The sequence below is a fragment of the Marseilla massiliensis genome (genome assembly GCF_016899955.1).
Taxonomy (GTDB): domain Bacteria; phylum Bacteroidota; class Bacteroidia; order Bacteroidales; family Bacteroidaceae; genus Prevotella; species Prevotella intestinigallinarum.
Window position 1 is genome coordinate 68,034 of sequence record NZ_JACJJL010000004.1, and the last position, 21,740, is coordinate 89,773.

18 protein-coding genes and 1 tRNA gene are annotated in these 21,740 nt (G+C 59.3%); 9 read left to right on the forward strand and 10 right to left on the reverse strand.

Annotated features, from left to right (window positions below):
- Positions 1-183: 183 nt before the first annotated feature.
- The 5 genes from lpxA to H6B30_RS03460 form a co-directional block, all read right to left on the reverse strand.
- Positions 184-966, reverse strand: coding sequence for an acyl-ACP--UDP-N-acetylglucosamine O-acyltransferase (lpxA, locus tag H6B30_RS03440; protein WP_205107950.1), 783 nt, complete (start codon positions 964-966; stop codon positions 184-186).
- Positions 967-988: 22 nt separating this feature from the next.
- On the reverse strand, positions 989-2,371 hold the full coding sequence (locus H6B30_RS03445; RefSeq protein ID WP_205107952.1) for an efflux transporter outer membrane subunit: 1,383 nt from the start codon (positions 2,369-2,371) through the stop codon (positions 989-991).
- Positions 2,372-2,377: 6 nt separating this feature from the next.
- The gene (locus H6B30_RS03450; RefSeq protein WP_205107953.1) at positions 2,378-5,575 is read right to left on the reverse strand and encodes an efflux RND transporter permease subunit; all 3,198 of its coding nucleotides are present in this window, start codon (positions 5,573-5,575) and stop codon (positions 2,378-2,380) included.
- A gap of 49 nt (positions 5,576-5,624) precedes the next feature.
- Positions 5,625-6,782 carry an efflux RND transporter periplasmic adaptor subunit gene (locus H6B30_RS03455; protein WP_205107955.1) on the reverse strand — a complete coding sequence of 386 codons (1,158 nt, stop codon included), beginning with the start codon at positions 6,780-6,782 and terminating at the stop codon, positions 5,625-5,627.
- Positions 6,783-6,968: 186 nt separating this feature from the next.
- Positions 6,969-8,402: a CCA tRNA nucleotidyltransferase gene (locus H6B30_RS03460; protein ID WP_205107957.1), complete on the reverse strand. Its 1,434-nt coding sequence runs from the start codon at positions 8,400-8,402 to the stop codon at positions 6,969-6,971.
- 888 nt (positions 8,403-9,290) lie between these two features.
- On the opposite strand from H6B30_RS03460, the gene H6B30_RS03465 reads away from it, so the two are divergent.
- The 5 genes from H6B30_RS03465 (at position 9,291) to folE (ending at position 14,235) form a co-directional block, all read left to right on the forward strand.
- The gene (locus tag H6B30_RS03465; protein WP_205107959.1) at positions 9,291-9,752 is read left to right on the forward strand and encodes a hypothetical protein; all 462 of its coding nucleotides are present in this window, start codon (positions 9,291-9,293) and stop codon (positions 9,750-9,752) included.
- Between the two features lie 502 nt (positions 9,753-10,254).
- Complete coding sequence (locus tag H6B30_RS03470) at positions 10,255-10,806, forward strand: DUF1599 domain-containing protein (protein ID WP_205107961.1); 552 nt, start codon at positions 10,255-10,257, stop codon at positions 10,804-10,806.
- A gap of 22 nt (positions 10,807-10,828) precedes the next feature.
- Positions 10,829-12,901: a BT_3928 family protein gene (locus tag H6B30_RS03475; RefSeq protein ID WP_205107963.1), complete on the forward strand. Its 2,073-nt coding sequence runs from the start codon at positions 10,829-10,831 to the stop codon at positions 12,899-12,901.
- Between the two features lie 111 nt (positions 12,902-13,012).
- Positions 13,013-13,648: an SPOR domain-containing protein gene (locus H6B30_RS03480; RefSeq protein WP_205107965.1), complete on the forward strand. Its 636-nt coding sequence runs from the start codon at positions 13,013-13,015 to the stop codon at positions 13,646-13,648.
- Positions 13,649-13,653: 5 nt separating this feature from the next.
- The gene (gene folE / locus H6B30_RS03485) at positions 13,654-14,235 is read left to right on the forward strand and encodes a GTP cyclohydrolase I FolE (RefSeq protein ID WP_205107967.1); all 582 of its coding nucleotides are present in this window, start codon (positions 13,654-13,656) and stop codon (positions 14,233-14,235) included.
- Between the two features lie 255 nt (positions 14,236-14,490).
- Here the strand turns inward: folE and H6B30_RS03490 are convergent, their stop codons facing one another.
- Positions 14,491-14,943 (reverse strand): nucleoside deaminase, encoded by a 453-nt coding sequence (locus H6B30_RS03490; protein WP_205107969.1) that lies wholly within the window; start codon positions 14,941-14,943, stop codon positions 14,491-14,493.
- A 91-nt stretch (positions 14,944-15,034) separates the two neighbouring features.
- Between H6B30_RS03490 and H6B30_RS03495 the strand changes: the two genes are divergently transcribed.
- The 4 genes from H6B30_RS03495 (at position 15,035) to H6B30_RS03510 (ending at position 17,939) form a co-directional block, all read left to right on the forward strand.
- The gene (locus tag H6B30_RS03495) at positions 15,035-15,403 is read left to right on the forward strand and encodes a YraN family protein (RefSeq protein ID WP_205107971.1); all 369 of its coding nucleotides are present in this window, start codon (positions 15,035-15,037) and stop codon (positions 15,401-15,403) included.
- Positions 15,404-15,408: 5 nt separating this feature from the next.
- Positions 15,409-16,143: a biotin--[acetyl-CoA-carboxylase] ligase gene (locus H6B30_RS03500; protein WP_205107973.1), complete on the forward strand. Its 735-nt coding sequence runs from the start codon at positions 15,409-15,411 to the stop codon at positions 16,141-16,143.
- 18 nt (positions 16,144-16,161) lie between these two features.
- Entirely contained in the window at positions 16,162-16,872 is a 711-nt protein-coding gene (gene pyrH, locus H6B30_RS03505; RefSeq protein WP_205107975.1) for a UMP kinase, read from the forward strand.
- 263 nt (positions 16,873-17,135) lie between these two features.
- A complete protein-coding gene (locus H6B30_RS03510) occupies positions 17,136-17,939 on the forward strand; it encodes an MBL fold metallo-hydrolase (protein WP_205107977.1) in 804 nt (267 codons plus the stop codon).
- A gap of 50 nt (positions 17,940-17,989) precedes the next feature.
- Here H6B30_RS03510 and H6B30_RS03515 read toward each other — a convergent pair whose 3' ends face one another.
- The 4 genes from H6B30_RS03515 to H6B30_RS03530 form a co-directional block, all read right to left on the reverse strand.
- Positions 17,990-18,445 carry a lipocalin-like domain-containing protein gene (locus tag H6B30_RS03515; protein ID WP_205107979.1) on the reverse strand — a complete coding sequence of 152 codons (456 nt, stop codon included), beginning with the start codon at positions 18,443-18,445 and terminating at the stop codon, positions 17,990-17,992.
- Entirely contained in the window at positions 18,433-19,911 is a 1,479-nt protein-coding gene (locus H6B30_RS03520) for a capsule assembly Wzi family protein (RefSeq protein ID WP_205107981.1), read from the reverse strand. The genes H6B30_RS03515 and H6B30_RS03520 overlap by 13 nt, the downstream gene beginning before the upstream one ends.
- Positions 19,912-20,435: 524 nt before the next feature.
- Positions 20,436-20,509 (reverse strand) — tRNA-Pro (locus H6B30_RS03525).
- 184 nt (positions 20,510-20,693) lie between these two features.
- Complete coding sequence (locus tag H6B30_RS03530; protein WP_205107983.1) at positions 20,694-21,644, reverse strand: glycosyltransferase family 2 protein; 951 nt, start codon at positions 21,642-21,644, stop codon at positions 20,694-20,696.
- Between the last annotated feature and the right edge of the window lie 96 nt (positions 21,645-21,740).

The window sequence follows — 21,740 nt, forward strand, 5'->3', positions numbered from 1 at the left end:
ACGCCGTGCAAAACGGCCCGTACGGCACTGCCAAACGGCCCACATGAGGCAGCAAAACGGCCCATACAGCCATGCCGAACGGCCCGGGCCACATGGAGGCATGCCAACTGCAAAGGTACAAAAAAAGCCTGCCCCATGAAAGGACAGGCCCAAACAATTATCAAAAAACAATTACAAAGTGCGTCAAATCTTCGAAATGATGCCCAACTTGGTGCCTTCGATAAAAGAGGTAATCATGCGGATGGACTCGCCATCGGGCACCTGCTCCTTTATCTGCAATACGGCATCAAACACAGACGTCTGCCCGTGGAACACAAGTCGGTAGGCATTTGCAACGTGCTTTTGTGTCTTTGCGTCTAACCCATACTTGCTCATCATGACCGAATTGATGCCGCAATACTTGATTGGCGAGTTTCCGGCAATGATGAACGGAGGTATGTCTTTCGAGAAGGTACAGCCCGAACGAACCATCGAGCACGCCCCCACACGGGTGCGGGCATTGGCAATCACGCTGGTCGAGAAGATGGCCGCATCGCCTATCTCGCAGTCGCCGGCAATCTTGGTGCCATAGCCGAACACACACCTGTGGCCCACCTTGGTGTCGTGAGAGATGTGTGCGCCCTCCATGAAGAAGTTGGCATTGCCTATGACCGTCTTCCCGTCGGAGTGCGTTGCCCGGTTGATGACGACGTTCTCGCGGAATACATTGCGGTCGCCGATGACGAGTTCAGACTTCTCACCGATGAAGTCGAAGTCCTGGGGCAGTGCCCCAAGCACTGCTCCCTGGAATACCGTGTTGTTCTTTCCCATGTGTGTGCCGTTCAGAATGCTCACAAACGGGTAGATGGTGCAACCGTCGCCAATCTCGACATCGCCCTCAATATATGCGAAAGGATATATCTTGCAGTTGTTCCCGATTTTCGCCCTCGGGTCAATCTCTGCTTTTGGACTTATTTCACTTGCCATAATAGTTAGCTTTAATGGTTTATCAATTGGTGCCTCCGCCCAGAGCCTGGTAGAGGTTTACCACAGCCTGCATCTTATAGAAGTCGTCGGCCACCTTCGTAAGCTCAGCGTTGAGCAGGTTGGTCTCGGCCGTTATCACCTCAAGGTAGTTGGAGCTGCGGTCGTGGTAGAGCATCTTGGTGTCCTCGACAGCCCTGCGCAAGGCAGCCACCTGCTTCTGCTCGAGGCGGCTGCGCTCGTCGCTCGTGTTGTAGAGCACAAGGGCGTTGCTCACCTCGTTGCCTGCCTGGAGCACCGCATTCTGCCAAGTGTTGTAGGCCTGCTCCTGCTCTGCCTTGGCCACCTTGAGCCCGGCGATGAGCTGTCCGTTCATGAAGAGCGGCTGTACGAGGCTTCCCACTGCAGAGAGCAGCCACTTGCCGGGGTTGACGATGCCTGCACCCGAACTGTTGGTGAACGCCCCCGAACCGCTGATGGTTATGCTGGGATAGAAGCGCGAGCGTGCGGTCTGCACGTTGTAGAAGCACTGCGCGAGCGACATCTCTGCATAGTGCACGTCGGGACGGTTGTTGAGCATCTGCAGGGGGATGCCGGTGCTGAACTTGCTGGGCAGGTTCTGGTCTTCGAGCCTGCCGCGCTTTATGGCCTGGGCCGACTGGCCGAGCATGAGCGAGAGCGAGTTCTCGGTCTCGCGTATCTGCCTCTTCAGGTCGGCAGCCTGGGCAAGCACCGAGTAGTAATTGGCCTCGGCGCTGCTGACGCTTGTCGAGTTGTAGCCTGCGCTCAGCTCCTTGAGCCCCTTCATCATGTCCCATGTCTCCTTGGTGACGCCCGACATCTCGTTCACTATCTCCAGTTGGCGGTCGAGCATCAGCAGAGTGTAGTACATGTTGGCTATGTTGGCAATGACCTGGGTCTTTACCACAAGCTGGTAATCCTTGGTGGCAAGCAGGGCCGTCTGGGCACTGCGCTTCTGCGAGAGCAGGTTGCCGAACAGGTCAAGGCTCCAGCTCGCCTGCACAGGAAGCGAGTAAGTCTTGGTCGTCTTGCTGCCGTCCCACGACGAGAGCGTGCCTTGCGGCGAGAAGGTGAACGACGGCACAAAGGCCAGCTTGGCGGCCGTGAGCTGTGCCTCGACCATCTTCACGTTGAGGGCAGCGTTGAGCAAGTCGACGTTGTTCTCCAGACCCTGCTCTATCAGCGCCTGCAACTGCGGGTCGGTGAACACCTCGCGCCAAGGCAGGTTGCCGAAATTGGCGGTGTCGCGCACAGCCAGCGTGTCGCTTACCGACGCCGTGTCACGCACAAGGCCAGTGGTGTTGACGTCGGGGCGCTCGTATTTGTTGTAGAGTCCGCAGCTGCTCAAGAGCAGCGTTGCGGACATTATCGTTAATAGCTTCTTCATGTTCAATTATTCATCTTTTTTGTAATCATCGGGGCGATGGGCATACTGGGCAAGCTCGGTGCTCACTTCCTCGTTCTCCTCGTCATCAAACTTCAGCGGCGTCAGCTTCTCCTGCAGCGACTGGAATATCATGAACAGGGCGGGAACGACGAACAACTGGCACAACGTGCCTATGAGCATGCCGCCCACGGCTGCCGCTCCAAGCGTCTGGTTACCGTTCTTTCCCACGCCACTTGCAAACATCATAGGCAACAGACCGACAATCATGGCCAGCGAGGTCATCAGAATCGGGCGCAGACGGGCACCGGCTCCGAGGATGGCCGACCAGCGGATGGCCATTCCGGTGTGGCGGCGCTCAAGGGCGAACTGCACGATAAGGATGGCGTTCTTGGCAAGAAGTCCGATGAGCATGATAAGAGATATCTGCATGTAGATGTCGTTCTGGTGGCCGAAGAGCTGCGTGAAGAGGAACGCTCCGGCAAGTCCGAACGGCACGGAGAGCAGCACTGACAGCGGCAGGATGTAGCTCTCGTACTGTGCGGAGAGTATCAGGTAGACGAACACGAAGCACAATACGAAGATAAGACCCGTAGAACTGCTTGAGTTGGCCTCGGTTCGCGTAAGTCCGGTAAACTCGTATCCGTAGCCCGCGGGCAGCACGTTGCTGGCCACTTCCTCAACGGCCTTGATGGCTTCACCCGAAGAATAGCCGTCGGCAACGGTCGCTGTGACGCTGATGCTCGTATACATGTTGTAACGGTTGATGTTCGACGGACCGTAGACGCGGTTCATGGTGCAGAACTCATTCACCGGTGCCATGCCGTTGGTTGTGCGGACATAGATGTTGTTCAGGTCCTCGGGACGCTGCCTACTCTCCGGCGTGCCCTGTATCATCACACGGTATAGCTTGCCGTATGCATTGAAGTTCGAGGCGTAAAGGCCACCGTAGTAACCCTGCAACGTCGTCAGCACGGTTGAGGGGGATATCCCTGCCTGCTTACACTTGGCCACATCGACGTCAATCATGTACTGCGGGTAGCTCGAGTTGTACGATGTCATGGCCATCTGAATCTCGGGGCGCTTGTTAAGCTCGCCCAGATACTGCTGCACAATGCCGAAGAACTTGTTGACATCTCCACCCGTACGGTCGAGCATGACAACCGAAACACCGTTGTTTGCCGAGAATCCGGGAATCATAGGAGGTGCAAACGCAAGTATCTGCGCGTCTTTGATAGATGCTGTCTGGGCGTAGATCATGCCAAGCACAGCCTGTGCGCTCTGTGCATCGTTACGCTCGTCGAACGACTTGAGCTTTATGATGAACGTGGCCTGGTCGGAACCCGAGCCCGAGATAAAGTTGTAACCTTGTATCTGCTGGCGGCTCTGCACGGCGGGATTCGAGGCGAGCATGGCATCAACCTGGTCGATAACCTGCTGCGTGCGGTGCACGCTGGTTCCCGGGGGCATGGTGATTGTACAGAACACAACGCCCGTATCCTCATCTGGCACGAGGCCCGAGCGGGTGGTGCTCATGGTCACCACGAGGGCGGCTATGCCCAGAACCACGCACACGGCGGTAAGTATGGGCTTGCGCACGAAACGCTCCACACCCGTCTTATACTTGCCGAGCACCTTGTCGTAGGCTGTATTGAAAGCCACGTGGAAACGGTCCACCGGACTGAGCTTGCGCTCGGTGCCATCCTCATTCTTCGGTTTCATGAACACGGCGCAGAGGGCCGGCGACAGCGTAAGGGCGTTGAGGGCCGATATGAATATTGATATGGCCATCGTAATACCGAACTCTCGGTAGAAGGTACCGGAGACTCCGCCCATGAACGACACCGGGATGAACACCGAAGCCATTACGAGCGTGATGGAGATGATGGCTCCCGAGATTTCGTTCATGGCGTCGATACTGGCCGTGAGAGCGCTCTTGTAGCCAAGGTCAAGCTTTGCATGCACAGCCTCGACGACCACGATGGCGTCATCGACCACGATGGCGATGGCCAGAAGCAAGGCCGAGAGCGTGAGCAGGTTGACCGAGAAGCCGAACAGGTTGAGGAAGAGGAACGTACCGATGAGCGACACCGGGACGGCGATAAGCGGGATGAGCGTTGACCGGAAGTCCTGCAAGAACAGGTAAACCACGAGGAACACCAGCACGAGGGTGAACACAAGGGTGAACACAACCTCATGTATTGAAGCGTAGAGGAAGTCGGTCACGTCGTAGTTGACGTCATACGTCAAGCCCGGGGGGAAGCTCTTGGCCTGCTCTTCGAGCTCGGCCTTCACTGCGGTGGCAATTTCGTTGGCGTTGGAGCCGGCAATCTGCTGCACCATACCCATGACCGAAGGCATGTTGTTGTTACGCATCGACACGGTATAGCTCAGTCCTCCGAGCTCAACATCGGCCACATCCTTCAGCTTGAGGGTCTGTCCGGTGAGGTCGCTCGTAAGGATTATGTTCTTGAACTCCTCGGCAGTCTTGAGTCGTCCGGTGTATCTCATGACATACTCGAACGCCATCTTGCTCTCCTGACCGAACGAACCGGGCGCAGCCTCGATGTTTTGCTCGGACAGCGCGGTTGAGATGTCGCTCGGCATGAGCCCGTATTGCTTCATCTTGTCGGGCTTGAGCCAGATTCGCATCGAGTAAGTCTTCATACCGGGGCTCATCACATCGCCCACGCCGGCAATACGCTTGAGGGCCGGAACGACGTTGATTTCGTTGTAGTTTGTGATGAACTGGTCATCGTAGCGCCCGTCGGGCGACACGAGGGCATACATTATCACCTGCGACGACTGGCGCTTGTTTACCGTAACACCTACGCGGGTTACCTCGGCCGGCAGCTGCGACTGAGCCTGGGATATACGGTTCTGCACGTTGACGGCGCACATGTCGGCGTTCACTCCCTGCCGGAAGTAGATCGTTATGCTTGCCGATCCGTCGTTGGATGCGGTAGATTCCATGTAGTCCATGTTCTCCACACCGTTAATGCTTTCCTCCAACGGCGCGAGCACGGAGTTCTTTACGGTTTCGGCATCGGCACCGGTGTACGTGGTACGCACCGAGACGGTAGGCGGAGCCACGTCAGGATACTGCTCGATAGGCAAGGTGAGCAGTCCGATGAGACCCAGTATGACGATGAGAATAGATATCACCGTCGAAAGCACCGGGCGCTTTATAAAGTTTGTAAATGTCATATTACCTTTGTTTGTTTAACGCATCAATAGATTGACCGTTGCGGTCTGGTTATTTCTGCATGGCTCCCATGCCTTCTGCCTGCTTTATCCTCTTGGCGTACTCCTCTGGAGTTATCGGTGTAATCTGTGCCCCGTCGGTGAGCTTGGTCACTCCGTTGGTCACATACTTCTCGCCGGCCTTTATGCCGCCGGTTACGATATAGTTGTTTCCGTCGTTCTGTGGCTCGACGGTAATCTCGGTGTATTTCACCTTGTTGTCATTGCCAACGACATAGATGAATATCTTGTTCTGCAGCTCTACAGTGCAGCTCTTCGGTATGACCACAGCCGAATTGTTGGTGTGCTTCACCACCACCGAGCCCGACCCGCCGCTTTTCAGCAGGTGCTCCGGGTTGGGGAACTGCGCGATAACCTGCACGCTGCCGGTGGTCTGGTCGATGACGCCGCTCACCTTGGCCACCTTTCCTTCGTGCTGGTAGGTTGTCCCGTCGGCCAGCTGCAGGTAAACGGGCGGGTATTTGCTTATGGCGTCGGCCATTCCGCCGGCGGTCTTCGAGAGCTCGAGCATCTCTTTCTCGTTCATAGAGAAGTAAACCTCCATCGTGCTGATGTTAGACACAGTGGTTAGAGGCTGTGTGCTGGAGCTGCTCACGAGCGCCCCGACCTTGTAGGGTAGCGTTCCGATGACACCGTTCGACGGGCTCTTGACGTAGCAGAAGCTCAGGTTCTCCTTTGCCGACACGAGCGCGGCCTTTGCCTGCGACAGTTGTGCCTCGGCGCTCTCGTAAGAGTTCTGTGCCGACTGCATCTCGTAGGCACCTATAACCTTGTTGGCAAACAGCTTCTTGCTGTTCTCGTATGTCAGCTTGGCGGTGTTAAGCTGTGCCGAAGCCGTGTTCACGGAGGCCTGGGCCTGGCGCACGGCCGCCTCGTAAGTCACGTTGTCGATGACGAAAAGCAACTCGCCGGCCTTGACGGTCTGGCCTTCCTTAACACAGATTTTAGTAATGAACCCCGACACTTTCGGCCGGATTTCCACATCCTGTATACCCCTTATCACGGCAGGATAGGTTGATTGCAGCGTTGCGCTCTGCGGACTTACCGTCTGCACCGGGTAGCTATTGTCGCCCGTCATGGCGCCTTTGTTTCCACAAGAGACGAGAAGTGCAGCTGTTGCCGCAATCAACAACATTTTGTTCTTTTTCATAACCTATTATTATATATATAAATTTTTATGCTAAATACAACCTCCGCAGAAAACTTTCTACCCACGGTTAGGTTTTCAGAGTGCAAAGATACACAGAATATTCTAACTGAAAGAATATGCTGCCGCACATTTAACTATCTTTATATGCGGCATGGCAAATATACAAAAAAGTAAGAATCGTGTGCGTTAATTTTTACAAACCAATCCTATTTCTTTAGCTTTTTCAAGCAGCAACGCCATCAGCGGCTCTCGCTCGTTGGGCACTTTGTTATCGAGCACAGCGTCTTTGAGCGCCTGCTTGAGCTGCCCCACCTCGCGGCATGGCGGCAGTGCGAACATCTGCATTATCTCATTGCCGTCGATGCAGGGCTGCAACAGTCGCTTGTAGTCTTTCTCCTTAAGGTCGGCCAGCTTCTCGCGCACCATGCGGAAGTTCTCGAGGAACATTCGCTTTCTCACCTCGTTCTTGCTCGTTATGTCGGCTTCGCACAGCGTCATGAGGTCGTCGATGTCGTCGCCGGCGTCGTTCATGAGCCTCCTCACGGCACTGTCGGTCACCTCTTCGTCGGCAATCACAATGGGCCTCATGTGCAGGTCGACCAGCTTCTGCACGTACTTCATCTTGGCATCGAGCGGCAGCGCCAGCCTGCGGAATATCTGCGGCACCATCTTGGCGCCCACGTAGTTGTGGTTGTGGAACGTCCATCCCTGCGCCGGTTCCCAGCGCTTGCACCTCGTCTTGCCTATGTCGTGCATCAGGGCAGCCCACCGCAGCCACAGCCCCCCGCCCCTGCGGCACACGTTGTCTACCACCTCGAGCGTGTGGTAGAAATTGTTCTTGTGGGCCTTGTCGCCCCTTCGCTCCACTATGTCGAGCGCGGCCAGCTCGGGCAATATGAGCTGCAGCAGGCCCGAGCGGTGCAGGTCGACAAAGCCCCGGCTCGGCGTGGCCGTCATCATTATCTTGTTTAGCTCGTCCTTGATGCGCTCGCCGCTCACAATCCTTATCCGCTCGGCATTGCGGCTGAGCGCCTCAAACGTCTCGTCCTCGATCATGAAGTTGAGCTGCGCGGCAAACCTCACGCATCGCATCATGCGCAGCGGGTCGTCGGAAAAGGTCACGTCGGGGTCGAGCGGCGTGCGTATGATGCCGTCTTCAAGGTCTTCTATGCCGTAGAAAGGGTCGACGAGCTCGCCGTAGCGCTCGGCATTGAGGCACACGGCCATGGCGTTGATGGTGAAGTCGCGCCTGTTCTGGTCGTCTTCGAGCGTGCCGTCTTCCACAACGGGCTTGCGCGAGTCGTGGCTGTAGCTCTCTTTCCTCGCCCCGACAAACTCCACCTCCATGCCCTTCCACTTCACTTGCGCCGTCCCGAAATTGCGGAATACGGACAGGTGGGCCTTGCGCCCCAGTTGCTGCTTGAGCTCGGAGGCAAGGCTGATGCCGCTGCCCACCACTACTATGTCGATGTCATTAGAAGGGCGTTCGAGGAAAAGGTCGCGCACGTAGCCGCCCACTACGTAGCACTCAAGGCCGAGCTTGTCGGCTGCAGCTGATATGGTATGGAATATGTCGCTGTCGAGCGCCTGCGCCAGTTCTGCGTCTGTAAGTATCTTCATTGATGCCACTGCTGTGTTAAATAAGCGAAACTGCCGGTAAAAACGAACGGCAAGACCAATCTTCAATCGGTCGTGAACACTTTGTTAAGGCTGCAAAGTTAATGCAAAAAATCCACATTCCGCCTCTTGCGATGCGGTTTTTTACCATCGGCGGCGCCCGCGCCCCTCTGCGCGCGGGGCAGCAGCCAACGCGGCAGCGGCATCTGCCGGTGGCCAGCCGGTGCAGAAATTTAATTACAACCATGCCTCCGAGAACAGCATGCGCGGCACCACGGCGGCAGCGGCCCGCAAATGAGCCATTCTCGGCGAAGATACGCAAAGCGCTGGGGCATACGGTGTTAGGTCGCCACAGGCATGGAATCGCTATCCCATACGCGCCACGGTGCGGCCGCCGGAGGCCCCAAAAGGGCAGAAAAGCCATGTTTCTGCGCCACAGCCGGGCCGCTACGGCTATGTAAAACGGCCCTCACGGCAATGCAAAACGGCCCGTTCGGCCCCACGAAAAGGCCCTCGCGGCGCGGCGGCAGCGGCCCGACGGGCAACCGGCCGGGCCCGAAAGCCCTCGGCAAACGCCAAAGGCAAGGACGAGACGGGGGCAAAAATGATGAAACAGATTTACACTTTGCCGCCCCAGGCTGCCCCCGGCAGGCATCATTGCCTACGGCCAAGGCCCGGCAACCGCTTCACAGCCTCTACGCCCTACGGGCTGCCCCGCCACGCCCCTACGGCCCCGGCAGCGGCCCTGCAAGCGGGCATTGCATGTTAACAATACCTAATAATGAGGGCCACAGTCGCTGTTTCACGCCGATAAGATGTATTTTTGCAAAAAACAAACAGCCGGCACGGCCGCGCCACACGGCCAGCCGCGCCACACAAAACATGAACAGCATGACCAAGAAACACATAACGGCGGCGCTGATAGCCGTGGCGGCACTGGCAGCCTGCGGCGACAACGGCGCACGCTCAGAGGCCGACCGACTGCTGGAACGGGCCAACACAGAGTTTGAGAGCAAGCAATACGACAAGGCGCTGCGCACAATCGACTCGCTGCGCCGCGTTTACCCAAACGCCATCGAGACGCGCAAAGAGGCGCTGAAGCTATACCAGGACATATCGCTCAAGCAGGCACAAGACGACCTTGCGCTGACCGACAGCGCGCTGCAGGCCGTGAAAGCCGCCTACAGGCAGCTGAAAGACTCGGTGGAAAAGAAGCGAGCCAACCTCACGGCCACCGAAGACGAGCTGAGCACGCTCAACCTCACGAAGGTCAAGATGGACTCGCTGCAGGTGCGCTTCGACGTACAGTGCGCCAAGATAAAATACATACACAAGAAGCAGAAGGAGGAGTGATACGCCCGGCCGGGGCCGCCGGCGGCCGCCAGGCGCCCCCGTCCGACAGCTCCTCGCGCTTCAGCCAGCCAAGGCCCCGGCCCGCGCTGGCCATCGACATGCCCTTTGCCACGCAGCCGGGCCCGCCCGCATGGCGGCAACACCCATGCGCCAGGCGCCAGGCGCGCCCTTGAGCGGCATATCGGTGAGCAAGGGCGCAAACCCGTCGGGTGCCGCCTCGCTGCCCATTCACACAGGCACCACACGGCTGGCAAGGGGATTGCAGTTGCACCATCGGGCCGCGCAAAGGCCGCGTGTCATGGCCGGCCCATGCCGCATGCAGAGCCGAGGCAGCCCGGCAGCCCGCCCCCGGCCCGTTGCCAACCTGCCGCAGGGCCTTGTTGAGCGCGCCGCCGGCCCGCCACCACAACGGCCCGGGCTGCCGCCAACGGCTTTTTAGGCAAACGTTTGGTGTTCTCAATATAAATTCTTAATTTTGCACCGCACTTTGTTTATATCGAGAATGGCAAAACAAATAGAAGCATCCACAGACCAAGAGTTCGAGCAAGTGATGGCCGAATGCCGCTCGCTGTTTGCGAAAAAGCTCGCAGACTACGGCGCGTCGTGGCGTTTGCTGCGCCCGGCATCGCTCACCGACCAGTTGCTCATAAAGGCCAAGCGCATCAGAAGCCTCGAGATCAAGGGGCAGTCGCTGGTGGGCGAAGGCATCAGGCCCGAGTTCATAGCACTCATCAACTATGGCATAGTTGGGCTGATACAGCTTGACCGCGGCTTCGCCGACCACGTAGACATCAGCGCCGACGATGCCCTCAAGCTATACGACAGCCACGCCGCCGAGGCCCTGGCGCTCATGCAGCGCAAAAACCACGACTACGACGAGGCATGGCGGCTGATGCGCGTGAGCAGCTACACAGACTTCATACTCACCAAGATAGAGCGGGTGAAGGAGATAGAAGACAACCGCGGATGCACCATAGTGAGCGAAGGGATAGCGTCTAACTACATGGACATCATCAACTACGCCGTGTTCGGGGCCATCAAGCTCGCGCAGTGATACACCCACACAAGCACAACAGATGAAAGCCGGAGCAAGAATAGCCATAACCAATGCCTGCCGCCTGCTGACAGCGGCCACGTTCGTGTTGTCGGGGTTTGTCAAGGCTGTCGACCCGTTGGGCACGCAGTACAAGATAAACGACTACCTCGAGGCATGGCACCTGGCCCAATACGTGCCCGACATCCTCACGCTTGCCGCATCGGTGGCAATGTCGGCAGTGGAGTTCGGCATAGGCATCTGCCTGCTATTCGCCATCCACCGACGCGCCACGTCGCGCCTGCTGCTGCTCATCATGGCCGTGTTCACACCGCTGACGCTGTGGCTTGCCATTGCCGACCCCATCAGCGACTGCGGTTGCTTCGGCGACGCCATCAAGCTGTCCAACTGGGAAACGTTCTGGAAAAACGTCGTCTTGCTGGCCTTCGCCGTAGTGCTCGCACGCCGGCCGGCCGACATGATAAGGTTCATCAGCCGCACCAACCAGTGGATAGTGCTCAACTACTCGGCACTGTTCATACTCGCCGTGTCGGGCTACAGCCTGTATTACCTGCCGCAGTTCGACTTCCGCCCCTACCATGTGGGCGCAGACATACGCAAGGGCATGGAGATTCCGCCCGGAGCGCCCCAACCTCAGTTCGAGACAACGTTCATATTAGAGAAAGGCGGGCAGCGCAAGGAATTCACGCTCGACAACTACCCCGACTCCACATGGACTTTCATTGACAGCAAGACAGTGCAGACGGCCGAAGGCTACGTGCCGCCCATACACGACTTCTCAATCACACGGCGCGACAACAGCGAAGACATCACAGAGCAGGTGCTGGCCGACAGCAGCTACACCATGCTCCTTGTGGCCCCCTACCTTGAGCTGGCCGACGACAGCCACCTCGACCTCATAAACCAAATATACGAATACGCCACCGACAACGGCTACCCGTTCTACTGCCTCACGGCAAGCACCGACCGGGCCATAGAGCGGTGGCGCGACATGACGGGGGCCGAATACCCGTTCTGTTCGACCGACGCGACGACCCTGCAGACCGTCATACGGAGCAACCCCGGGCTCGTTCTCATCAAGTCAGGACGTGTAATACGGAAATGGAGCCACAACCGTCTGCCCGACGAATACCAGCTCACCGACAGGCTTGAACGCATCGAACTGGGGCGGCAGCCCGACGACACCACAGCCAGCCGCGTGCTGTCCATCATCACATGGTTTGTGCTGCCGCTGCTTCTTCTAACGCTGGCCGACAGGCTTTGGGCGTGGTCTAAGTTCGTAAGGAACAAAGAAAGACAAACCAAGATATACAAACTTTTAAAACGAAAGAAAATGAGAAAGAAAATTGTAGCAGGCAACTGGAAGATGAACATGAACCTGCAGGATGGTATAGCTCTGGCAAAAGAGCTTAACGAAACACTCACGGCAGAGAAGCCCAACTGCGGCGTCATCATCTGCACACCGTTCATCCACCTTGCAAGCATTGCACAGCTGCTCGACCAAGACGTAATCGGCCTGGGCGCCGAAAACTGCGCCGACAAGGAGAAAGGCGCCTACACGGGCGAAGTTTCGGCCGAGATGGTGAAGAGCACCGGCGCACAATACGTTATCCTGGGCCACTCTGAGCGCCGCGGCTACTACGGCGAGACCCCCGAGATACTCAAAGAGAAAGTGCTGCTGGCACTGAAGAACGGCCTGAAGGTAATCTTCTGCATAGGCGAGAGCCTTGAGGAGCGCGAAGCCAACAAGCAGAACGAGGTAGTGAAGGCCGAGCTTGAGGGAAGCGTGTTCAACCTCAGCGCAGAGGAGTTCAAGAACATCATCATTGCCTACGAGCCCATCTGGGCCATCGGTACGGGCAAGACCGCCACTGCCGAGCAGGCCGAAGAGATTCACGCCTACATCCGCAGCGTGGTGGCCGAGCACTACGGCGAGGCCGTGGCCGACGACACCACCATCCTCTACGGCGGCAGCTGCAAGGCCAGCAACGCCCCCGAGCTGTTTGCAAAGCCCGACATCGACGGCGGGCTCATCGGCGGCGCATCGCTCAAGGCAGCCGACTTCAAGGGCATCATAGACGCCTGGAAGAAATAACATCCCACCCACAAGCCTGCCGGAGGCCCGGGGCAGCATGCGCGCATGGCGCAGCCCGGGGCCCCGGCGGCGCTTTCAACACCAACAGACACAACCCCACAACAACCAGAAATGAAGCAATTCGTCGCACTAATCCTCATCATAGCCTGCCAAGCAGCAACGGCCGGGGCGCAGACGTTCACCGAACGCCTGCAAAAGAAAGTGAAGAATCAAGGCACAGTGACCGTCAACCAGAGCGCGGCCATCGACGAATTGGTCAACGGCACCGTACGCATCACGCCGCAACCGGCCGGGGCCCCGACAACGGCCAAGGCCCAGGCCGGCAGCCAGCAACAGCCGCCCGCCGCCAAGCTACAGCCGGCACAGAAGCCGGCAGCCGAGGCAGCACAGCGCGAGACGCACAGGGCCGCCGAAGCCGACGCGGCCGAAAGCGGCGCCGACACGCCCGTGATAGACACGAGCAAGAAGGTGATGCGCGGAGCATACAAGGTGAACGGCTACAGGGTGCAGGCATTCGCGGGGGGCAACACCCGCCGCGACAGGCTGCAGGCCGAGCGCATTGGCAACGAGATAAAGACGCTCTTCCCGATGCAGCCCGTATATGTTCACTTCTATTCACCGCGGTGGATATGCCGCGTGGGCAACTTCCGCACATACGAAGAGGCCCACCAGATGCTTACCGAGCTGCGCAAGCTCGGCTACAATCAAGCTCTGATAGTAAAAGGAAAAATCACAGTTCAATACTAAATACAATGGATATTGAGACAGAATACCGTGACGGCATCGACGAACTGGCGTCACACTACAAGAGTGTGCTCAGCCTGCTGGGCGAAGACCCCACCCGCGAGGGCCTGCTGAAGACGCCCATGAGGGTGGCCAAGGCCATGCAGGTGCTCACCCGCGGCTACACCATGGATGCGCACAAGGTGCTCACCGACGCACTCTTCAAGGAAGACTACAGCCAGATGGTCATCGTCAAGGACATCGACTTCTTCTCGCTTTGCGAGCACCACATGCTCCCCTTCTTCGGCAAAGCCCACGTGGCCTACATCCCCAACGGCTACATCACGGGGCTGAGCAAGATTGCCCGCGTGGTCGACATATACTCCCGCCGGCTGCAGGTGCAGGAGCGCATGACGCTGCAGATAAAAGAGTGCATCGAGCAGACGCTCCACCCGCTGGGCGTGATGGTCGTGGTCGAGGCGCGCCACCTGTGCATGCAGATGCGCGGGGTGGAGACACAAAACGCCATAACCACCACCAGCGACTTCTCGGGGGCATTCAACCAGGCCAAGACGCGGCAGGAATTCATGAACCTGATACACAACAAGTAAGGCCCACAGGGGCCGACATACCCATACACCGAAGCCGCTGGCCGGGGCCCACGGCTTCGACCGGCAAACAAAGCAAAGCCCTCCGAGGCTGCAGCGACACCATGTCGCCGCCGCCTCGGAGGGCTTTTTCCGTGCCGCCACTGCCGCCGCCGCAAATGGCTGAGGGCCAGCACGATGGCAATACGGGCCGTTTGGCAACGCAATACGGCCCGTTCCAGGGCGCCAAACGGCACGTTTGGCACCCTGGAACGGCCGCTACCGGCGGGCGGCGAAGAATTCCTTCATCAGCCGGGCACACTCTTCGGCGAGCACACCACCCGTCACCGAGCACTTGGGATGCAGCGCACGGGGAGCCAGCAGCGTGTAGCCGCGCTTCTCGTCGGACGCGCCATAGACCACGCGCGACACCTGGGCCCACCCTATCGCGCCCGCGCACATGGCGCAAGGCTCCACGGTTACATAGAGCGTACAGTCAGTAAGATACTTCCCACCGAGCGTGTTGGCTGCCGCGGTGATGGCCTGCATCTCGGCGTGGGCGGTGACATCGCACAGCGTCTCGGTCAGGTTGTGGGCCCGCGAGACTATCCGCCCGCGGCAAACCACCACCGCTCCGACCGGTATCTCGCCCGCCGCCATGGCCAGCCCCGCCTCGGCCAGCGCACGGCGCATATACTGCTCATCGGCCTTAATCTGTTCTTCTTCAGTCATAATTGTTCGGTTTGATACGGCAAAATTAATGATTTTCCTTTGAAATCTGCCCGAAAAATGCTATTTTTGCAAGTGTTATTACTCATCCGGCATGGCAGAACACAACAACATGGGCTACTGGGGCGAGCAGCAGGCAGCAAGCTACCTCGAAGCCAACGGGTACGGCATAATGGCCCGCAACTGGCGCCTGGGACACCGCGACCTTGACATCGTGGCCCACAAAGACGGCACCGTGGTATTCGTAGAGGTGAAAACGCGGCGCGACAACCGCTACATGGAGGCCGAGCAGGCCGTCGACGCGCGCAAGATACGCTCAATAGCCGCTGCCGCGGGGGCGTTCATGCAGCAGCACGGCATCGACGCCGACGCACGCTTTGACATAATCACCGTGACCGGCGCGCCATCGGCCGGATGCACCATCAACCACATAGAAGACGCGTTTGTGCCGCTGCCATACTGAAAACGATGAAAGACATAGTATACATACACATCCCCGAGACCGACTCTACCAACCGGCTGCTGCGCGAATACACCGGCGATGAGGGGCGGCTGATGACCGTGGCCACCACCGACTACCAGACGGCAGGGCGCGGCCAGGGCACAAACACGTGGGAGAGCGAGCGGGGCAGCAACCTGCTCGTGAGCATCAGGCTGCACCCCCGCGGGCTGCACGCCTCGCGACAATACGCCATGGCCGAGGCCGGGGCGCTGGCCGTGTGCGACACCGTGGCCCGCCTCACCGGCGAGGCAACCATAAAATGGCCCAACGACATATACGTGGGCGACAGGAAGATAAGCGGCACGCTGTCTGAATGCGACATCAGCGGCAGCACCATAAAGACGTGCACGCTGGGCATAGGCATCAATGTCAACCAACGGAGCTTCGCGGGCGGGGCGCCAAACCCCGTGTCGATAATACAGCTCACGGGCCGCACAACGCCCACGGCCGACGTGCTCGACTGCCTGACAGACCGCATAGCCCACTACGCCGCCATGGTCGACAGCGGGCAGTACGAACGGCTGCACAACCTTTACCTGGGCACTCTCTACCGCCGCGAGGGCCTCTACAGGTACCGCGATGCCGGCGGAGAGTTCATGGCAACGACCGCCACGGTGAGGCCAGAGGGCCCGCTCGTGCTCCGGCGCGCCGACGGCAGGCTGTCGGAATATGAGTTCAAGGAAGTGAAATTCATCATTTAAAACTTTAATAAATACATCATGGCAAAGTACAAAAGGATATTGTTGAAGCTCAGCGGCGAAAGCCTGATGGGCAGTCAGAACTATGGCATCGACGCACAGCGCCTGGCTGAATATGCCGAGCAGATAAAAGAGGTGAGCCAAATGGGCGTGCAGATTGGCATAGTGATAGGTGGCGGCAACATATTCCGCGGACTCAGCGGAGCCGCCAAGGGCTTCGACCGTGTCAAGGGCGACCAGATGGGCATGTGCGCCACGGTAATCAACTCGCTGGCCCTGAGCTCCGCGCTCAACGCAATAGGCGTGAAGACAAAGGTGCTCACGGCAATACGCATGGAGCCGATAGGCGAGTTCTACAGCAAATGGAAGGCCATCGAGGCCCTGGAAGACGGATATGTGTGCATATTCTCGGCCGGTACGGGCAACCCTTACTTCACCACCGACACCGGATCGTCGCTTCGCGGCATCGAGATTGAGGCCGACGTGATGCTCAAGGGCACGCGCGTCGACGGCATTTACACCGCCGACCCGGAGAAAGACCCGGCCGCAACGAAGTTCAGCGAGATAACTTACGACGAGATATACAACCGCGGACTGAAGGTGATGGACCTCACGGCGACAACCATGTGCAAGGAGAACAACCTGCCTATCTACGTGTTCAACATGGACATCGTGGGCAACCTGCGCCGCGTGATGGACGGCGAAGAAATCGGGACGCTGGTGCACAACTGAGCAACAGGGCCGCAAACCACTTGCACAACGGCATCGACGGGCATCAAGGGGCAACCACTCCGTGGTGCCACAAGCCGCCACCGGGCCTTGTTGCGCGCCGCCGCCACCATCGCCCCGGCCGCCGGCGCGCAACAAGGTTGCCGCGGCCCCGGCGGCGGGCCGGCCGAGGCAGAATGCAGCATGCCGCGCCATAGGCAGCCACGGGGCCTGGCCCCGACCGCCCGCAACGGCAAGCGGCATGCCAACCCCGCAAAGACAACGAGATGAACACACTGACAATGCTCGGCACGGGCAGCGCCCTCGTAACGCGATGCTACAACACCTGTTTTGCGATAAGCACGCCCGGAGCCACCCTCCTTACCGATGCCGGAGGCGGCAACGGCATACTCTGCCAGCTGCGCAAGGCCGGCATGCACCCCGACGGCATCGACTTCATGTTCCTGACTCACGCCCACACCGACCACATCATGGGGGCGGTGTGGCTTGTTCGCACGGCGGCCAGCTCGCTGCGAGGCGGTCGCCGCCATGCCCCGCTGCGCATATTCGGCCACGGGCGCGCCCTCGGCGTGCTGAGAGAGATGTGCATGCTGCTGCTCTCGGGCAGCGACCGGGCCGTGCTCGACCGCGCTGTCAGCCTGTGCGAGGTGGCCGACGGCGACGTGGTCACGGCCGGGCAAACGAGCCTGCTGTGCTTCGACATCGGATCGACTAAGGAGAAGCAGTTTGGCTACAGGGCCACTTTACCTGGCGGCAGCACCCTGGTGTGCCTCGGCGACGAACCCTTCAACGAGCACAACAGGCCCCAGGCCGAAGGCGCCGACTGGCTAATGAGCGAGGCATTTTGCCTGTATGCCGACCGCGAACGCTACAGACCGTATGAGAAACACCACAGCACGGCGCTCGAGGCCGGCCGCACGGCGGCATCGCTACGTGCGCGCAACCTCATTGTATACCACACTGAAGACGACAGCCTGGCCACCCGCAAAGAGCGGTATGGCGCCGAGGCGAGGACGGAATATGGCGGCAACGTGGTAGTTCCCGACGACCTTGAGACAATTTTCCTTTGACGTTGCACCGCTGCCCGGGGCATGCGGCAGCCCTGCCACGCCCACACGGCTCAGAAAGCCACGAGCTCCAGCCGCGCATAGTCGGACTCGAGCACCAGCCGGTTGCCGTCGGCCACCACCACACGAAACTCTGTCGACGTGGCGCCGAGCCCAAACGGGCCCAGCTCTTCGGGCGTTGCCTGCCGGCCGCTGTCGCTGGTCGATGCCCTGTGGCGGAAGTCTTTCATGGCCACGCGCGAGCTTCCGCCCACATATTCGAAGCGCCCCACAAACGCCCCGTAGCCGCCGGGGCCCTGCCGTTCGGCCACTTCGACCACATAGCGCGTTATGCCGTAGAAGATGCGCTCACACTGATGCACCTCGCCGTCGGCATGGGTCACGAAGCGCTCCAGCCGCCAAAACCCCTCTATGTCGCCGTCGACGGGTTGCTTCGAGCACCCCGCAGCCAGCATTGCCGCCACAACAATCAGGCCGATGCGGCCTGCCAACGCCTTCACCTTGCACATATCCCTGTCTTTTTTATCGTTAACATCATTCCGGCAGAAGCTCCCAGATAGTCGCCTCCGTCGATACCCACAGCCATGGCCATGCTCCATCCGGGCAGTTTGCGCGGCGAATAAGTGGCCTCGGCGTAAGTGCTCACCTGCAGCCTCACCCGGTCGAGGGGCTCGCGGTAAGTTCCCCAATGCCTCACGTGCGACAGAAGCAACCTGTAGGCCCACTCGTCTGAAGGCTGGCCGTCGACTCCCACGTGGTGTGCGCGCACGCGGTTGCTCTTAAACTCGTTGCTTCCGTCGGCGTTGTAAGCCGGCCCCGGCATCAGCGGACTGCCCATGCCCAGCCCCCAGTGCTGCCACCCCAGAAACTGGCCGTTGTTGTAGTAATTGTCGCAACCGCTCATCTGCAGGTCGGTAAACGTGCCGCCGACGCCGTCGTAGAGTATAGGGCCGGTCTGGTCGGTGGTCGACAGCCCCTCCCATAGCAGCGTCTTCACCCACCTGTTGCGCGGCAGCATCACCTCGACCCCGAGCTGCCCGTCGCGCCAAAGGCCGTATTGCATGGTGAGCTGCGAATGGTCTTCAAAGTAATGCTCCATGTATACGCGCGCCGACCACGCCCTGCCGTGGTAGTCGAGGCTCACGTTCCAGCTGCCGCAGTGGTTGCCCTGCACGTTCTGCAGGGTGCTCTCCTGCGACGGCATGAGCATGTAGAAGAAGTCGGGCAGCCGGTTTGGCATGTTCTCTACCATCACCGACGAGCCGTCGGCGCGCTTTCTCATCTTCATTCCACCAAATTGCGCCGCAGTGAGTATGCCTATGTCGACAGTCAGCGGGAAGCGGTCGGCCCGCCCAACCCTCAGCGCCGCCGACTTGCTGTGGTATAGCGTATTGCGCGTGTAGAGCCCACCGGGGGCGGCAAAGCCTTGCTGCCACTTGTTGTCGGTGAATATGCCATAGGCCAAGTGGCCCTTGAACGACAGCCACCCGCGCGTGAGCGGCACCGGGACGAAGTCGGCAATGTCGGCCCTTACCTGCGGCACGGGCCTGGCGCCCGGGCCCTCCACCATCATGCCCGAGCTCAACCTGTGGTTCTTGTCCATGGGATAGCCCCACCGTTGCTTGCTGCCCACGCTCAGGCGCAGCCGCCGCCACGACATGTCAACGTATGCCTGCTGCACCACCACGGGCGCCCCGATGCCCCAACCTGAAGCCATGTCGGCAGCCGCCTCTATCCTGAAGCCGGCGCGCAGCGGCCTGGCATAGGTGGCACCGGCGCGCAGATAGCCGCCCGCGGCGTCGGCAGACGACAGTCCCCAGCGGTTGGCAGTGAACCATAGCGGGGCATGGCGCCCGGTAGACGCGCCGCCCGAAGCCTCAACACGGTAGGCCACGGTGTCGCGCCCATGGCCAAAGGCAGCCCCCGACGAAAAGAAGACTAAGGCCGACAACAGTAACATTTTCCTTGCATCCATCCTATAAAACAATATTTCAGACGGTTATTTACAAACTTAATACAACAGAAAGACCGTGCATACGGGCAGCGGTTGGATCTGCCAATGGCTGTACGCATGCAGCTATTCGGATGCAAAGGTACGAAAAAAAACATATATAGCCAACCCGGCGGGGCATGGGCCGGTGGTTTGAAGCCGCTTTTCGACGCTTTGCGCCGGCCTCGGCCGCCGTCGGGCAAGGGTGGTAAACAATCATGACAACTGTCGCAGGCAAAGCCTTCAAGGGCGATGTAGCCCTGCCGAACCGCCCGTATTGGCCCGCCAAACGGCCCATTCCACATGCCAAGACGGGCCGTTTGGCGGTCTCACGGCACCCGTTGCGCAATGCACTGTGGCACAGCGTGTTGCGCCGAACGCACGCCACGGTAATACTATTTTACAAAATGTGGCTCCCGCCAAGCCTTCCGGCGCCATGCAGCCGAGGGCACGCGGGGGCATAAAACAAAGGCAGGGCCATCGAAAAACGATAGCCCTGCCTCAGCAAGTCGGGATGACTGGACTCGAACCAGCGACCTCACGCCCCCCAGACGCGTGCGCTAACCAACTGCGCTACATCCCGATCAAAAGTTGCAACCTTTCTGAATTGCGGTGCAAAGGTAGTTACATTTTGTGGAATATGCAAATTTTCGGGCGACTTTTTTTGCATCTTCCGGCAACTGCAACGGTATCTGCCCCGACGGCAAACGGCCCGGGGCCCTGTGGCGAAGGGGCCGGGGCAGCAAACCGAAGGCTGCTGGCAAGCCCTATGCCGGCACAGCGCCACTGCCGCCAACCAGGCGGCAGGCGCGCCAAAACAGTCGGTAGGCACGGCACAGCCCGCCAATGCCGAGCAAGCGCAGGGCCACCGCCTTGAGCCGCGCCGACGCCCCGGCCACGCCCAACGGCCCGGCCGGGGCATCCGTGAGCCTCGGGGCGTCGCCCGTGAGCGCGCTCACGGAGAGCTGAATGTTGAGCACGTGCATGTAATAAGGGCCAAAGCCGGGCTTGCCGCGGTAGGCGCCGATGACGCGCATGTGCGAATCGAGCAGTGCCCTGAGCTCGTTGCCGCCTGCCGTGGCCGTTATCCCGCCTCCGTTCATGCAGTAATAGTACAGCCCGCTGTGCGTTGTGGCCACGCAAGAAGCGCGGCCGAGCAACTGCGGCAGCGTGAAGATGTCTTCAAAGGCCCGGCGCGGCGGAAACCGAACAGAATCAAACAAGGCGCGCCTGAACACCTTGTTCCACATGTATGCATGTGCGTATGCACGGGCTTCGAGCCAGTAGTCGTCAATGTTGCGGTACTCTCCGTCGGCAAAGGCCAGCATTTCCTGCTTCGGTGAACCGTAAAAGCGGCATACGCCATACTCCAGAATGTCGTACTCGGGGTGTGCCGACAGTGTGTCCATCAGCGCCCGGAGCGTTCCGGCAGCCATGAAATCGTCGGAGTCAACAAACGTCACGTAACTACCGTTCATGGCGTCGAGCCCGCTGTTGCGCGCATCGCCGAGCCCGCCGTTTGGCTTGTGTATCACCCTGATACGGCTGTCGCGCGCCGCCCACTCGTCGCATTTCGCAGGGCAGCCGTCGGGCGACCCGTCGTCGACGAGTATTATTTCCAAATGCCTGTAGTCCTGTCCGACCACGCTCCCGATGCACCGGTCGATGGTTGAAAAGGTCTTGTAGACTGGTATTATCACTGTCAGAAGGTTGTCCATAGACTGTAATGATTGGTTGGCATCACGCGGCCTGGCCACCGGCGGCGCCCTGCTGCCATGCGGCATGCGCCCGGAGGGGGCCGTGGTTTTGCCATT

What these genes read in the sequence shown, in the direction of transcription:
- lpxA (WP_205107950.1), bottom strand. Translation starts at nt 966, where the DNA reads ATGGCAAGTGAAATAAGTCCAAAAGCAGAGATTGACCCGAGGGCGAAA.
- H6B30_RS03445 (WP_205107952.1), bottom strand. Translation starts at nt 2,371, where the DNA reads ATGAAGAAGCTATTAACGATAATGTCCGCAACGCTGCTCTTGAGCAGC.
- H6B30_RS03450 (WP_205107953.1), bottom strand. Translation starts at nt 5,575, where the DNA reads ATGACATTTACAAACTTTATAAAGCGCCCGGTGCTTTCGACGGTGATA.
- H6B30_RS03455 (WP_205107955.1), bottom strand. Translation starts at nt 6,782, where the DNA reads ATGAAAAAGAACAAAATGTTGTTGATTGCGGCAACAGCTGCACTTCTC.
- H6B30_RS03460 (WP_205107957.1), bottom strand. Translation starts at nt 8,402, where the DNA reads ATGAAGATACTTACAGACGCAGAACTGGCGCAGGCGCTCGACAGCGAC.
- H6B30_RS03465 (WP_205107959.1), top strand. Translation starts at nt 9,291, where the DNA reads ATGACCAAGAAACACATAACGGCGGCGCTGATAGCCGTGGCGGCACTG.
- H6B30_RS03470 (WP_205107961.1), top strand. Translation starts at nt 10,255, where the DNA reads ATGGCAAAACAAATAGAAGCATCCACAGACCAAGAGTTCGAGCAAGTG.
- H6B30_RS03475 (WP_205107963.1), top strand. Translation starts at nt 10,829, where the DNA reads ATGAAAGCCGGAGCAAGAATAGCCATAACCAATGCCTGCCGCCTGCTG.
- H6B30_RS03480 (WP_205107965.1), top strand. Translation starts at nt 13,013, where the DNA reads ATGAAGCAATTCGTCGCACTAATCCTCATCATAGCCTGCCAAGCAGCA.
- folE (WP_205107967.1), top strand. Translation starts at nt 13,654, where the DNA reads ATGGATATTGAGACAGAATACCGTGACGGCATCGACGAACTGGCGTCA.
- H6B30_RS03490 (WP_205107969.1), bottom strand. Translation starts at nt 14,943, where the DNA reads ATGACTGAAGAAGAACAGATTAAGGCCGATGAGCAGTATATGCGCCGT.
- H6B30_RS03495 (WP_205107971.1), top strand. Translation starts at nt 15,035, where the DNA reads ATGGCAGAACACAACAACATGGGCTACTGGGGCGAGCAGCAGGCAGCA.
- H6B30_RS03500 (WP_205107973.1), top strand. Translation starts at nt 15,409, where the DNA reads ATGAAAGACATAGTATACATACACATCCCCGAGACCGACTCTACCAAC.
- pyrH (WP_205107975.1), top strand. Translation starts at nt 16,162, where the DNA reads ATGGCAAAGTACAAAAGGATATTGTTGAAGCTCAGCGGCGAAAGCCTG.
- H6B30_RS03510 (WP_205107977.1), top strand. Translation starts at nt 17,136, where the DNA reads ATGAACACACTGACAATGCTCGGCACGGGCAGCGCCCTCGTAACGCGA.
- H6B30_RS03515 (WP_205107979.1), bottom strand. Translation starts at nt 18,445, where the DNA reads ATGTGCAAGGTGAAGGCGTTGGCAGGCCGCATCGGCCTGATTGTTGTG.
- H6B30_RS03520 (WP_205107981.1), bottom strand. Translation starts at nt 19,911, where the DNA reads ATGGATGCAAGGAAAATGTTACTGTTGTCGGCCTTAGTCTTCTTTTCG.
- H6B30_RS03530 (WP_205107983.1), bottom strand. Translation starts at nt 21,644, where the DNA reads ATGGACAACCTTCTGACAGTGATAATACCAGTCTACAAGACCTTTTCA.